We start from the raw sequence: 12,655 nt of genomic DNA on the forward strand, positions 1-12,655 counted from the left end.
GGTGTGACGATGGCGCAATGAACCAGGTTTCGGCGTTCTACACCGGCCCCGGCGGACTTGTGGGGGCCATCGGTTCTGCCTTGGACGCGGCCGGTGTGGACCGTACGAGGCTGCGGCCGGTCGATCTCGCTGCTGTTGACGAGTTCCACATCCGTGGCCGCAGGGCAACCCTGGAAATCATCGAAGCACTCGCGCTCACCGCCGATTCCCATGTGCTCGACCTCGGCAGCGGACTGGGCGGGCCCGCGCGGACCCTCGCCGAAATGACCGGGTGCACGGTCATAGGGGTCGACCTCACCCCGGAGTTCTGCCAGGTAGCGACGGCACTCTCGGAGTGGACAGGCCTGTCCGGCCGTACCCGCTTCCGCGTTGGGGACGCCACAGCCACCGGTCTTCCCGATAGGTCAGCGGATGCGGCGCTGACCATGCATGTGGCCATGAACATCCCGAACAAGCATGCGCTGTATGTGGAAGCTTTCCGTGTCCTCCGGCCGGGCGGCAGGTTCGTGGTTTACGACGTCCTGCAGGGGGAAGGCGGCGAGGTGCACTACCCGGTGCCGTGGGCCGCCGACTCCTCGACGAGCTTTCCCGCGACGCTGGAAGAGATGCGCGAACTCCTCCCGTCCGCAGGTTTTGACGTCGTCTCGGAAGTCGACTCGTCGGACGAAAGCCTCGCCTGGTTCCAGAGGATGCTCGCCAAGATCCAGAGGGAGGGGCCACCGCCGGTGACCTTCGCGACTTTCCTGGGGGACGATTTCGCGCAGATGACAGCCAACCAGGTGGCCAACCTCGCCGAGCGGCGCATCCGGACCGTCATGTTCGTGTGCTCAAAGCCGTCTTGATCGTCTGAGCGTCCCAACCACTTAGCTTCCGCGGGACTTCATGCCGCACAAGTGCTTCCTAAGGCGACTCGTGGCTGACGCAGCGGCCGGTGGCAACCCGGTCCTTTGGACTCTGGGGCTACGTTTGGCGCAACACTACGCTGATGCCATGAGCGACGTGCTGACGCTGAGTCCTCCCGTTCAACGTAACGTGGGCGCCAACCGGGCGCTGCATCCGGACCGTCTATGGATCCGTCTAGTACGCGGCGGCGCCGGACTTGCCATGCTCGCGGCGCTTGGGCAGGAGCTATATGACGCGACCCAGCCCGGCAATTCCGTCGATATCCCCCAGCTCATTTCCCAGTTCACGTTCCAGTCAAACCTCGTCCTCGGGCTCGTGTTCCTTGTGTCCGCCGCGCGGCCGCGTGCGCGGCTGCCGCAGTGGTGGGACCATCTCTTCGGTGCCCTCGCGTTCTACCTGGTGATGACGGGCATTATTTATGTGGTGCTCGTGGCTCCGCCTGGTGAACCGTGGTGGACGCTGGACATGTACTGGCCGTGGATGGTGACCCATCGCATCGCACCGCTGGTCGCGGGGCTCGACTGGCTCCTGGTCACGCGCACCGTCCGAGGCCCGTGGCGGCGGCCCCTCGTCTGGCTTTGCTACCCGGGGGTGTTCCTGATCTTCTCCTGGGTGCGCGGTGCCCTCGACGGCTGGTACCCCTACGACTTCCTCAACCCGGGGCTCGACGGCGGCTGGCCGGCGGTCATCGCCACCAGCGCCCTGGTACTCGCCTCGTTTCTCGTGGTCGGCATACTCGTGCACCTCGCCGGCAATGCCCGGGTGGGTCTCGCCCGCGGGCCCGGAAAGGAAACCCCTGCCCAGCTGGCATTCCCGGTAAGCTAGATGCGTCGTCACGCTCGGGAGATTTGCTGGTCCACCCACGTCGCAAACTGCCGTGTGAAGATCCCTATCTCCAATAGCCAAAAACGACCGTTTAGGGAGGCGGTGTTAGTGCAGTGGGGGAGGGGATGATTGGGAGCCCAGTCTTCCTACGGATTAGGACTGTGTCAATAACGTTGTTTCCCGGCTTGAAGCGGCGCCCATGATCCATCATCCCAACCTTTATCGGGCATTTCCCCGACGGCGCATACTGAGGAATTACGTGTAGCGTCCAAGAGATCGACCGATCTGCCGGATGGCGGCATCATAGGCCGCATCCCACGTCCAGCCAGCTGCGGGTGCGCCGGCCAGCTCTAGTGACACCAGCCCGTGGACCTGGCCCCAGACAACGCCGACCATAGAGGCGATCTCATCATCTGCTGCTCCGGGCAGGGCTGCGGCGACCGCGGTGAACAGCGGCGCGATCGATGGCTCAGTGGCTCCCGGCGTCGGCGTACACGGCACTTGGCTGGCCAGCGAGCCGCCGAACATCAAGCCGTAGAGGGCGGGATGCTCGAGCGCCCAGGTTCGGTAAGCCCGGCCCAATGCTTCGAGGCCGGCAGCGCCGGCTGCTTGTTGGGAGGCAGCAAAGGACGCGAAGCCGTCGTCAAGCACGGCAGTCAGCAATTCCGCCTTGCCCCCGAAGAGCGAGTACACCGCCGTCGTCGAAGTCCCAGCGGTTGCGGCAATACTGCGCAACGATACGGAGGCAACGCCGTCACGGCTGATCAAGGAGGCTGCGGCGTCGAGCAGCCTGCGACGCAGGGCCGCATCGTGGACTACGGGTCTTGCCATAGGACAAGTATTGCATAACAATGTTTTGTAACAGTGTTATGGATAGGAGAAGCGCATGTCACAGCAAGTGCTCAAAGGACGTTTCACTGCCGATCCCGGGGGTGGCCCCGTGACGGTCTTCCTGATCGGGATGCGTGCAAACCGGTGGTGGAAGTTCGGGAAGGTGGTACGGGTGGGGGCGGCCATGCCCAAAATGCTTGCCTACCTAGCCAAGACGCCGGAGGCTGGCTTGCTGGGCTACCAGCAATGGTTCGGGCGGACCACCATCATGGTCACCTACTGGAAAAGCCCGGAGGATTTGCAGCGGTTCGCGGCCGACCGGTCGGCGCCGCACCTTGAGCCCTGGCGCCGGTTCATGCGCGAATCAGCCGGCAATGGCGACGTCGGCGTATGGCACGAAACCTATGAGACGGTTCCGGGTGGCAGGGAAAGCGTGTATAGCGATATGCCGGTCTTTGGGTTGGCAGCGGCCACCGGCCATGTGCCGGTGGGAGCAGGACTGAACACCGCACGCCAGCGTTTGGAGGCAGGTGGCCCAGACGGTCGACCGTCGGCGCGGGGTTGAATGCCCGGCCCGTGCGTACGCGACGCCTCTTTGAGTAGATGATACGGATGGACCTCTTCGGGACGCCGTGAGCTGAGGGTCCTTGTGTGACATCCGGCGATAAATAGCGGTATCTTCGCGACGCTATTTGTCGCACAGGACAGCCCAAGAGGGGATTGATTAGCTGCCCGTTAGCCGATCGGTATACGGGCATGCCAGGTACTTGCAGTTACTTTGAAGGGACTGGGATTGCGGGGCGTCCGGTTTCGGTTGTCGACAGGCCGGGGCAGGGGTAGGTTTCGCCAGGACCCAGTGTGGGCGGAACTCCGGCGCATTCCGGTGCCGGTTCTCCCACGACTCCGGAGGTGCCGGTTCCGCGGCCGATGACGAATTCGCCGACCACGGTTTTGCCCGTTGAGTCGTAGACGGGGACGACGAACTCTTTGCCCTTGATTGATTCCTGCCAGGCGAGGGCGTCCGCGGGGCTCTTGAACGTTTTGCTGGCTGTTGTTCCGTTGGCGTCCTCGAGGTCGGTTCGGTAGGCGTATCCGCTTGTCCCGTTTGTTGCTATGACGGCGACCAGGTCGGGGCTTCCGTTTTCGTTTGCAGCACCGTAGGTATCTCCATGGGGGTTCACTGCCCAGTCGGTAATTTCGGTATTGACGTACTGGGCTGTTAGTTTCCAGCTGGCTTGGGGGCTCGTAGTGATGGTGATGCTCTCTTTTCCGGCCGTGAGAGGCAGCGTGTAACCGGTCCAGTCCTGGCGTGTTCCAACGTCCTCCGGTTTGCAGGTGGCGTTGGCGCCGTCCTCGAATTCAAAGCGCCCAGGAGTGAGGCAGTTGAGCTGCAGTTCGATGCCTGTGGCGCCTTCGGGTGTGTGACCGAGCTGAACAGTGGCCGTTCCTGTGTGTATCTCTGTCACAGGAGATGCCAGGGGTGTCACCTGCGAGGAGCCGGGAGTTGAAAACAGGCCGGCGGCGGTCGCGCCGACACCGCCTAGGAGGCCGATGCCGGCAACTGCCGCAGTTCCAGCCCAGAGTCTGGCGCGCTTCTTTGCCCGGGAAGGAGCGATTTTTTCGACTTCTGTCACGAGTTTCGTGCGCAGGGCGTCACTGAAGAGGTCGTCCACGTGGAGCTGATTCATGACCGTTCTCCTTCCAGAACTGGGGTTGCAGCCGTGGGTGAGTTCGTTGATGCATCCCCGTTCAGGGCGGTTCTTAGCCGCTGTCTGGCTCGGTGCATGCGTGATTTCGCTGCTGACGGTGTCAGATTCAGGATGGCCGCGGCTGCAGCGATGGTGTGTTCTTCGAAAACGACCAGGCTCACCAGCTGCAGATCCTCAATGGTCAAGCTGGCCAAAGCCTGTGCCAGGTCGTTGTCCAGCTGGTTTTGGTATCGGCGGTAGGGATCTGCACTGGCGTCGTCAGGTTCCCGGCTGCGCGGCAGCGAGTTCAGAAGCCGTTGGTAGCGAGCGGCAGCACGGGCACGGTTTCGCGCAACGTTCGTGGTCGTGACCAGCAGCCAGGGAAGAATGGATCCCTCGACCACTCGGACGTGCTTTCGCCGTCGCCACAGTTCAAGGAACGCCGCGGCCATGATGTCTTCGGAATCGTGGTGGTTTCCGCACAGCCGGTAGGCGTGGCGGAAAACCCTGTCGCGGTGCCGGTCGTACAGGTCGCCAAAAGCGTCGCCCTGTCCCAAAAGGCTCCGGCGCCACAGCGTCTCATCACCCGTATCTATGGTCCCCATGCCCTTTAGTGTCCGGCAAAGTCCAAAAGGTTTCGCCCGATCAGGAAAGCTTCAAGAGCGGAAACAGAGCATGTCCGCTTATCGATCGGGTTACTTGCGGTGGTGAGACTCCCAGAAAAATGGGGATGTTCAATGATCCAGGTCGAAGCTAGGCTTCAGCACATGAACGAGCACGCGGTTCCCAGTCCTGCCGACGGGTACTTGTTTGAGTTCAAAGGAAAGCACCCCCTTCGTGAGACAGCCCGCTGGGTATCTGGCGTCGGTTTGGTTTGCGCGGGAGTAGCCATCGCAATCATAGGGACAGCCTTCCATTCGTACTTATCCATGCCGCTTGGGATTGCCGTAGCGGTTCTTGGTGCCATCATGCTTGTCTTGTACGCACTGACAAAGAGCCGAACGAAGGCCACGGCGGCTGCTTCTGGCACGGTTGGCAAGCGCCATACGAAGAATCAAAGCACCGGCCCGCACTCGGTCGCAGCGGATCTTTCCCTTCTTGCGGACCTCTATTCGAGGGGCGCCCTCAGCACAGAAGAATTTTCCGCAGCCAAACGTCGCATACTCGAAAGCTAAGCGTCCACGCTAAAGCCGCCCGGTCAGGGATCCTCTACCGAGCGCCACTCTGTACCAGGCGGATAGGCCGTCTAGCGATTCACTCGAGCCGCGACCCTGACGGGTGGGAGGGCTCGTTGCCGTTCAACCTTTTGTGGCTCTTGCGAGAGGAAACGGCTATCGCCATAGCAAAGACCACGACGCAGGCTACAGGCACGGCCAACGCATCGGGAGCTAGCGGGCTGAAGTTTCTGACTATCCATGCAACACCCGAACCAACCGGGATCGCTGCAACCAGCCATAACCAATTCATCCAGCGCGGCTGGACTTTCCGTTCTTCCAGGTTCCCCATTGTGGAAGCATAATCCCGCCTCCAGCGGAATGCCCCAGCTGCTTTTTACTCCAAGCCGATCCGGGCTGAGCCCCGACGTGGGCCACCGTGCGGTGGAGGATCCTCCACCGCACGCCGTCGACGGTCTACCTGAGCATCGTGCGGAGAACCATCAACAACACACCGGCGACAAAGAGCAGCGCACAGAACAGCGTGCCCAGCAGTTCCATACCCCGCACCTGCTCGGCTGTGTCCCTAACGGGAAGGACTTTGAACTTCTCCGTAATCAGGTACACCTGATATGCCGCTATCCGCTTACGGAAGACAAACCAAACAGCGGCCACCAGCACGAAAACTACGCCTTCACCCATTCGCTGCCCCCAAGATGATTTAGCAGGTTGACCCGAGCCCGGAACCTGATTGTCCCATTGGTCCCAGTCAGTGTTGCCGACTCCGTGTTCCAGGAGATGTCCGCTTGCCGATCCTTCACCGGCCGCCGTTGATGTAGTCAGCTCGGCGAGTCAGGCGTCTCGGTACGCGCAGGTGCGGTTTCGTCGGCTGATGGCTTTCTCCACCGTTGGATTTGGAAAACCAGCCATGCGGTGGCGGCAATTGGCACTAGCGGGAAGACGGGCCTCCCGCTGAATGCAACTACGGCAAAGGCGATCCAAAGGACACCAGTGAGGACGCCCATGGAGATCAATGACTTGCGGGTAACCCGATAGGAAGGCAGTTCAATCCCTTCGGCGCGGAGCTGTCGGGCCTCCGAAGCTGCGGCCCGGATCAAGGGAACAAACATTGCAGCCAATGCGGCGGCTACAAGCGTGGATCGCCACGGTTCCGGAACGCCGAATGCCTCTAGGGCGGACCCCAGCAATGATCCCAGGATAATGAACCAAAAAATTGCCCAGCTTACCAAGCGCCTCCGCTTAGGCGGCATTCCCTCTAAGGAATCCGGTGGCCATGATTGCCACTCATATCTGTTGTCGCTCTTGCCTGCCCCCATGGCCATGTCCACAGGATACGCCGGCGCTGGGTGCGGGGGGCGGAAGTGTTCACCGTTGAGATTCCTTGCCGGGGTTGTGCCCGTATGGCGGTCGTTTACCGTGCAGCCAGGCATGGATTCTTGTTTCGCAACCGCTGCTGACCATACATGCACGTTTACCCCGCACGATGAAATGCACGGTGAAGGTGCCCTAACCGCAACGCTCCAGAGTGTGTCGGAACCCTTGGAATGAGTAACGTCTCATCGGTCCCCGAACGGGTTCACGGAGTTGCCCAAGCTCGTGTAGCTAAACCTTAAAAACGGAAATCCAGGCAGCTGCCTACTCCGCCGCGCCCCACAGTGCCTTGCGGAGCAGCCGCTTCAGTTCCTGCGACTCCTCCCCGGACAGCACGGCCAGCTGGTTCAGTTCGGCCGCGTCCATGGCGGTGCGGGCCTTCGCGTGCATCTTCCGCCCCTCGGCAGTGGAGACGATGATCTTGGCGCGCCGGTCCTGCTTGCCCTGCGCCCGTTCCACGAGGCCGCGGCGTTCCAGATCGTCCACAAGGGTGACCACCTGGCTGGGGTCCAGGCTGAGGAAATCTGCCAGTTCCCGCTGCGTGGGCTCAAGCCCGCTGCACGCCAGCGTCAGGATGGAGAAGGACCGCTCCCGCAGCCCGAAGTCAGCCAACGCCTTGTTGTTCAGCACCGAGCCGGCGGCGTGCAGCTTGGCGAGCAGCAGGCCCACATCACTGCCGATCCTGGCTGCCGCAAGGCGGGGTGTCTGAACTTCGGTGCCCAAGGTGGCCATCACAACTCCGGTGTAAAAAACAATCGTTGACTTTTTCAATGATCCGTAATTTCATTGATTCCAACAAGGATCTCACACCGCAGTGGGACCACCCCAACGGCTTCGGCCGTCGCATGCGAAGGAGCAGGCCATGAGCTTGAACGGCAAGGTTGCAATCGTCACCGGCAGCGGGCAGGGTCTCGGCCTCGCCTACGCCAGGGAGCTCGCCAGCCAGGGCGCCGCCGTCGTCATCAACGACGTCAACGCCGACACCGCCGCGCAGGCCGTCTCCCAGATCGAGGCCGACGGCGGCCGCGCCACCGCCGTGGTGGTTCCGGTGGGCACCACCGATGCCGCCAAGGCGCTGGTGGCCGGAGCCGTGGACACCTTCGGCGGCCTGGACATCCTGGTCACCAACGCCGGCATCCTCCGCGACAAGTCCCTGCTCAAAATGACGGACGAGGACTTCGACCTGGTGATCAACGTCCACCTCAAGGGCACCTTCACCTGCGTCCGCGAGGCCTACGCCTACTTCAAGGAACACAACGTCCGGGGCCGCATCATCACCATCGGTTCGCCAACGGGCCAGCGCGGCAACTTCGGCCAGACCAACTACGCCGCCGCCAAGGCCGGCATCGTGGGCATGGTCCGCACCTGGGCGCTGGAAATGAAGAAGGCCGGCGTGACGGTCAACAGCGTCATCCCCGTGGCCGCCACCGCCATGACCAAGACCGTGCCCTACTTCCAGAAAGCCGTGGAAGCGGACGAGCGCGGCGAGGCCATGCCGTCCTTCTTCCGCCACGACCTGGGCTTTGGAACGGCCGACGACGTCTCCGGACTGGTTGCCTTCCTCGCCTCCGACGAGGCAGCCAACATCACCGGCCAGGCCATCGGCGCCGGCGGTGACCGGCTTCAGGTCTGGACCCACCCGGAAGCGGCCACCACCGAGTACCGCGAGGGCGGCTGGAGTTATGAGGCGCTGCATGAAAACGCCGGCCACCTGTTCACCGCGGAAACGCTCCAAACGTATGGCGAAGAATTCCTTCCCCTGCCGGAGGACCTGAAGCCCGCACAGCCCGCCGAGGCCCGCTGACCATGGCCGACCGTTACGAACTGGGCATCGACCCCACAAAGCTCGATGCCATCGACATGCACGTCCACCTTGAGGTGGACAGCTGCGGCCACGGTTCCCTGCCGGAGGAACTGACCGAAGCCTCGGCCAAGTACTTCAAGGCCGAGGACCGCGCCCCGTCCCTGGACCGCATCGCCGAGGTTTACCGCGGAGTGAACATGGCCGCCGTCGTCTTCACCGTGGACGCCCGCACCCAACTCAAGCACGAGCCCAACAGCATCCCCGAACTCATCGCCGGTGCCGCCCGGAACAATGACGTCCTGATCCCGTTCGGCAGCGTGGACCCTCGCACCGGCGAGGACGCCATCGCCGGCGCCAAACACCAGGCCATCGAACTCGGCGCCCGCGGCTTCAAGTTCCACCCGTCCCTGCAGGGCTTCGACCCCTCCAGCGAGCGCTTCTACCCGCTCTGGGAAACCCTCCAGGAACTGGGCCTGCCCGCCATCTTCCACACCGGCCAAAACGGAATGGGCGCGGGCCTTCCCGGCGGTTTCGGCATCAAGCTGGCCTACTCCAACCCCCTGCTCCTGGACGCCGTGGCCGCGGACTTCCCGGGCCTGCAGATCATCATGGCCCACCCGTCCGTGCCGTGGCAGGACGAGGCCAACTCCATCGCCACCCATAAGGCCAACGTGTTCATCGACCTTTCCGGCTGGTCGCCCAAGTACTTCCCGGAATCGCTGGTGAAGGCCTCCAACTCCTACCTCCAGGACAAGGTGCTGTTCGGCACCGACTTCCCGCTGATCACCCCGCAAAAGTGGCTCGGGGCCTTCGCGGACCTCCCGCTGAAGGACGAGGTCCGGCCCAAGATCCTCAAGGACAACGCGGTCCGCCTCCTCGGGCTGGGTGGCTGAGATGGGCACGCTGGCGACGCCGGATGCCGCCCTGGGTGCCCGGCTGTACGAAGCAGCGGACTGGTACGACGCCGAGTCCCTACTCACTCCCGAGGAGCGCCAGGTCCTGTCCCGGCTGCGGTCATTCCTGGACGCGAACGCCAGGCCCCTCCTGGCCGAGTACTGGGAACGCGGGGAGTTTCCCGAGCAGCTCGCCCGGCCGCTGATCGACCTGGACCTGATGGAACCTGCCGAGCTCACGGCCGACGGCCCGGCCCGCGGCATTTACCAGGGCTTCCGGATCTTCGAGCTTGCCCGCACGGACGCGTCCCTGGCCACCTGGTACACCGCCCAGGCCGGCCTGTTCCGGACAGCCATCCGGGTGGGTGCGTCGGCGGAACAGCAGGCCGAATGGATGCCCAAGGTCATCGACTTCTCCCTCAAGGGCGTGTTCTCGCTGACCGAACCAGAATCCGGATCGGACATCGCCGGCGGACTCTCCACCACCGCCCGGCGGCAGGCCGACGGCAGCTGGATCCTGGACGGTGCCAAACGCTGGATCGGCGGCGCAGTCACCGCGGACGTCCTCGCAGTATTCGCCCGGGACACCGCGGACGGGCAGGTCAAGGCCTTCCTCGTGGACCGGACAGCCGACGGCGTCAGCCTGGAGAAGATCCAGGGCAAGACCTCGCTGCGGATGATGCAGAACGCCCACATCACCCTCACCGGTGTCCGCGTCCCCGAGGCCATGCGCCTGCACAACGTGAACTCCTTCCGGGATGTGGCGGCGATGCTCCGGGCCATGCGCTCGGACGTCGCCTGGATCGCCACCGGCATTGCCGCCGGTGCCTTCGAGGCCGCCCTCGCCTACGTCAACGAACGCCGGCAGTTCGGCCGGACTCTAGGCTCCTTCCAGCTGGTCCAGGAAAAACTGGCCCGCATGCTGGGCAACGTCACAGCCAGCCTGTCCCTGGTGGTCCGGCTCACGGAACAGCAGGCCAAAGGCGTCTACCGCGACCAGGACTCCGCCCTGGCCAAGATGCAAACGTCCCTGTTCATGCGCGACACCGTAGCCCTGGCCCGCGAAGTGGTGGGCGGCAACGGCATCACCCTGGCAACCGCCGTCGCGCGTTTCCACGCTGACGCCGAAGCCGTTTACTCGTACGAAGGCACCCACGAGATCAACGCCCTCATCATCGGCCGCGCCCTCACCGGCGAAAGCGCCTTCACCCGCTAAGCCCTGCAACACCTGCACAGCACCACAACCACACACCAGCCCAGGAGGCAACGATGCCCAATCTCGTCGTCGATTTCGACACCCTGCTCACCCTGTCCGGCAAGGACCTCGGCACCACCGACTACCGCCAGATCACCCAGGAACAGATCAACCTGTTCGCGGACGCCACCGACGACCACCAGTGGATCCACACCGACCCCGAACGGGCCAAGGACGGCCCGTTCGGCGCACCCATCGCCCACGGTTTCCTCACCCTGTCCCTGATCATCCCGTTCTGGGGCGAGCTGTTCGACGTCGAGGGCGTCACCACCAAGGTCAACTACGGCCTGGACAAGGTCCGCTTCACCTCACCGGTCACCGCGGGCTCCAAGGTCCGCATGCAGGCCACCATCGCCGAGGTGACCGAGGTCAAGGGCGGCGCCCAGATCAAGGTCAACGCCACCATCGAGATCGAAGGCCAGGAACGCCCGGCCGTCGTGGCCGAATTCCTGGCCCGCTTCTACAAGTAAGCCGCTTCCACCAGTAACAGCAGTTCCAAACCCCAGGCGGTCCGCTCCGGCGCCGCCGCCTCAGGCAACCCCAAAACCCCCACATTCCTCCGTTTTTAGGAACAGCCATGTCCGGACACACCACGCTCGCACCTGCGGGCACGGCCGCCAAGCGCAAGGAAGCGCGCACGGTCATCCTGTCCAGCTATCTGGGCAGCACCATCGAGTTCTACGACTTCCTGCTGTATGCCACGGCAGCAGCAGTGGCCTTCCCCAAGGTCTTCTTCGCCGGCACGGACGAATGGGTGGGCGTCGTCGCCGCTTACGCCACCTTTGCCGCTGGGTACGTTGCCAGGCCGCTGGGTGGCGTGATCTTCGGTCACTTCGGTGACAAGGTGGGCCGCAAGGGGATGCTGATCATCTCCATGGCCATGATGGGCATCGCCTCCACCCTTATTGGTGTGATTCCGGGTGCCGGCGTGATCGGGCCGTGGGGCGCGGTCATCCTGGTGCTGCTGCGGGTCTGCCAGGGCATCGCCGTCGGCGGTGAATGGGGCGGGGCCGCACTGATGGCCCTGGAGCACGCGGACCCCAAACGGCGCGGCTTCGCGGCGTCGTTCGTCAACGCCGGTGCCCCCACCGGCGCCGTGCTGGGCACCCTGGTAATGGGCGCTTTTTCGGCCCTGCCGCAGGATGCGTTTTTGGCCTGGGGCTGGCGCGTGCCGTTCCTGCTGTCCTTCGTGCTCCTCATCGTGGGCATGTTCGTCCGCCTCCGGGTCTCCGAAAGCCCCATCTTCGCCGAGGCCGTGGCCAAAGAAGAGGCGCAGGGTGCCAAGCGCAAGATCCCGCTGCTGGACGTGCTCCGCCGGCCCAAGGCACTGATCATGATCATGTTCGCCGGGGCTGCCGGTTTCGGCCTGCAGGTGGTGCTGCCCACCTTCTCCGTGACGTACGCCGTGTCCAAGGGCGCACCGCAACAGGGCGTGCTCTACGCCTTCGCCGGAGCCTCCGCCATCTCCATCGTCTTCGTCCTGCTGGGCGGCCGCCTTTCGGACCGGTTCGGCCGCCGCCCGGTGATGATCGCCGGCCTGGCCCTGTTCATCGCCTACCTCTTCCCAATGTTCGGCATGCTCGGCTCGGGCAACGTGGGGTTGGTCTTCCTGGCCTTCACCGTGGCGCTCATCCTGCACTCCTCCCTTTACGGGCCGCTGGCGGCGTTCGTGTCCGAACAGTTCGGCACCACCTCCCGCTACACCGGCGCCGCCGTGGGCTACCAGCTGGCCACCCTCATCGGCGCAGGCTTCACCCCGGGCATCATCGCCGGACTCTACAAGGACTCCGGGCAAAACATCCTCCCGGTGGTGGTGTTCCTGTCCGTCATGGCGCTGGTCTCGATTGTCTTCATCACCCTGACGCGGGAATCTAAGAACAACGACCTCACCACGGTCCGTTAGGAGAACC

Annotated in this window: 14 protein-coding genes; 9 read left to right on the plus strand and 5 right to left on the minus strand. The window is 63.7% G+C overall.

The genetic code is table 11. From position 1 onward, the window contains the following. Positions 1-17: 17 nt before the first annotated feature. Together NMQ03_RS01850 and NMQ03_RS01855 are read left to right on the plus strand one after the other, a co-directional pair. Positions 18-842: a class I SAM-dependent methyltransferase gene (locus NMQ03_RS01850; protein WP_255174141.1), complete on the plus strand. Its 825-nt coding sequence runs from the start codon at positions 18-20 to the stop codon at positions 840-842. Between the two features lie 148 nt (positions 843-990). Beyond that, positions 991-1,728, plus strand: a complete 738-nt coding sequence (locus NMQ03_RS01855; RefSeq protein ID WP_255174142.1) for a Pr6Pr family membrane protein — start codon at positions 991-993, stop codon at positions 1,726-1,728. Positions 1,729-1,983: 255 nt separating this feature from the next. Here NMQ03_RS01855 and NMQ03_RS01860 read toward each other — a convergent pair whose 3' ends face one another. Continuing rightward, a complete protein-coding gene (locus NMQ03_RS01860) occupies positions 1,984-2,559 on the minus strand; it encodes a TetR/AcrR family transcriptional regulator (RefSeq protein ID WP_255174143.1) in 576 nt (191 codons plus the stop codon). Between the two features lie 55 nt (positions 2,560-2,614). On the opposite strand from NMQ03_RS01860, the gene NMQ03_RS01865 reads away from it, so the two are divergent. After that, a complete protein-coding gene (locus NMQ03_RS01865) occupies positions 2,615-3,124 on the plus strand; it encodes a DUF4188 domain-containing protein (RefSeq protein ID WP_255174144.1) in 510 nt (169 codons plus the stop codon). A 208-nt stretch (positions 3,125-3,332) separates the two neighbouring features. Here the strand turns inward: NMQ03_RS01865 and NMQ03_RS01870 are convergent, their stop codons facing one another. Together NMQ03_RS01870 and NMQ03_RS01875 are read right to left on the minus strand one after the other, a co-directional pair. Beyond that, positions 3,333-4,247 (minus strand): peptidase M56 family protein, encoded by a 915-nt coding sequence (locus NMQ03_RS01870; protein ID WP_255174145.1) that lies wholly within the window; start codon positions 4,245-4,247, stop codon positions 3,333-3,335. After that, complete coding sequence (locus NMQ03_RS01875; RefSeq protein ID WP_255174146.1) at positions 4,244-4,804, minus strand: RNA polymerase sigma factor; 561 nt, start codon at positions 4,802-4,804, stop codon at positions 4,244-4,246. The genes NMQ03_RS01870 and NMQ03_RS01875 overlap by 4 nt, the downstream gene beginning before the upstream one ends. A 210-nt stretch (positions 4,805-5,014) precedes the next feature. On the opposite strand from NMQ03_RS01875, the gene NMQ03_RS01880 reads away from it, so the two are divergent. After that, entirely contained in the window at positions 5,015-5,422 is a 408-nt protein-coding gene (locus NMQ03_RS01880) for an SHOCT domain-containing protein (RefSeq protein WP_255174147.1), read from the plus strand. A gap of 456 nt (positions 5,423-5,878) precedes the next feature. On the opposite strand, the gene NMQ03_RS01885 is transcribed toward NMQ03_RS01880, so the two are convergent. Next, complete coding sequence (locus tag NMQ03_RS01885; RefSeq protein ID WP_255174148.1) at positions 5,879-6,103, minus strand: hypothetical protein; 225 nt, start codon at positions 6,101-6,103, stop codon at positions 5,879-5,881. A 954-nt stretch (positions 6,104-7,057) separates the two neighbouring features. After that, positions 7,058-7,525, minus strand: coding sequence for a MarR family winged helix-turn-helix transcriptional regulator (locus NMQ03_RS01890; protein WP_224027260.1), 468 nt, complete (start codon positions 7,523-7,525; stop codon positions 7,058-7,060). A 130-nt stretch (positions 7,526-7,655) separates the two neighbouring features. Between NMQ03_RS01890 and NMQ03_RS01895 the strand changes: the two genes are divergently transcribed. The 5 genes from NMQ03_RS01895 to NMQ03_RS01915 all read left to right on the plus strand — a co-directional run bounded on the left by NMQ03_RS01895 (position 7,656) and on the right by NMQ03_RS01915 (position 12,648). Continuing rightward, positions 7,656-8,597, plus strand: a complete 942-nt coding sequence (locus tag NMQ03_RS01895; RefSeq protein ID WP_255174149.1) for an SDR family NAD(P)-dependent oxidoreductase — start codon at positions 7,656-7,658, stop codon at positions 8,595-8,597. Between the two features lie 2 nt (positions 8,598-8,599). Further along, on the plus strand, positions 8,600-9,490 hold the full coding sequence (locus NMQ03_RS01900; RefSeq protein ID WP_255174150.1) for an amidohydrolase family protein: 891 nt from the start codon (positions 8,600-8,602) through the stop codon (positions 9,488-9,490). A gap of 1 nt (position 9,491) precedes the next feature. Beyond that, positions 9,492-10,706 carry an acyl-CoA dehydrogenase family protein gene (locus tag NMQ03_RS01905; RefSeq protein ID WP_255175716.1) on the plus strand — a complete coding sequence of 405 codons (1,215 nt, stop codon included), beginning with the start codon at positions 9,492-9,494 and terminating at the stop codon, positions 10,704-10,706. Between the two features lie 53 nt (positions 10,707-10,759). Beyond that, a complete protein-coding gene (locus tag NMQ03_RS01910; protein ID WP_255174151.1) occupies positions 10,760-11,215 on the plus strand; it encodes a MaoC family dehydratase in 456 nt (151 codons plus the stop codon). Between the two features lie 107 nt (positions 11,216-11,322). Then, complete coding sequence (locus tag NMQ03_RS01915) at positions 11,323-12,648, plus strand: MFS transporter (RefSeq protein ID WP_255174152.1); 1,326 nt, start codon at positions 11,323-11,325, stop codon at positions 12,646-12,648. Positions 12,649-12,655 lie beyond the last annotated feature (7 nt).

The sequence above is a fragment of the Arthrobacter sp. DNA4 genome, from assembly GCF_024362385.1.
GTDB lineage: Bacteria > Actinomycetota > Actinomycetes > Actinomycetales > Micrococcaceae > Arthrobacter.

Coding starts and splice junctions, on each gene's coding strand:
- NMQ03_RS01870 (WP_255174145.1), bottom strand. CDS start 4,247: ATGAATCAGCTCCACGTGGACGACCTCTTCAGTGACGCCCTGCGCACG.
- NMQ03_RS01850 (WP_255174141.1), top strand. CDS start 18: ATGAACCAGGTTTCGGCGTTCTACACCGGCCCCGGCGGACTTGTGGGG.
- NMQ03_RS01865 (WP_255174144.1), top strand. CDS start 2,615: ATGTCACAGCAAGTGCTCAAAGGACGTTTCACTGCCGATCCCGGGGGT.
- NMQ03_RS01855 (WP_255174142.1), top strand. CDS start 991: ATGAGCGACGTGCTGACGCTGAGTCCTCCCGTTCAACGTAACGTGGGC.
- NMQ03_RS01880 (WP_255174147.1), top strand. CDS start 5,015: ATGAACGAGCACGCGGTTCCCAGTCCTGCCGACGGGTACTTGTTTGAG.
- NMQ03_RS01860 (WP_255174143.1), bottom strand. CDS start 2,559: ATGGCAAGACCCGTAGTCCACGATGCGGCCCTGCGTCGCAGGCTGCTC.
- NMQ03_RS01885 (WP_255174148.1), bottom strand. CDS start 6,103: ATGGGTGAAGGCGTAGTTTTCGTGCTGGTGGCCGCTGTTTGGTTTGTC.
- NMQ03_RS01900 (WP_255174150.1), top strand. CDS start 8,600: ATGGCCGACCGTTACGAACTGGGCATCGACCCCACAAAGCTCGATGCC.
- NMQ03_RS01895 (WP_255174149.1), top strand. CDS start 7,656: ATGAGCTTGAACGGCAAGGTTGCAATCGTCACCGGCAGCGGGCAGGGT.
- NMQ03_RS01915 (WP_255174152.1), top strand. CDS start 11,323: ATGTCCGGACACACCACGCTCGCACCTGCGGGCACGGCCGCCAAGCGC.
- NMQ03_RS01910 (WP_255174151.1), top strand. CDS start 10,760: ATGCCCAATCTCGTCGTCGATTTCGACACCCTGCTCACCCTGTCCGGC.
- NMQ03_RS01890 (WP_224027260.1), bottom strand. CDS start 7,525: ATGGCCACCTTGGGCACCGAAGTTCAGACACCCCGCCTTGCGGCAGCC.
- NMQ03_RS01905 (WP_255175716.1), top strand. CDS start 9,492: ATGGGCACGCTGGCGACGCCGGATGCCGCCCTGGGTGCCCGGCTGTAC.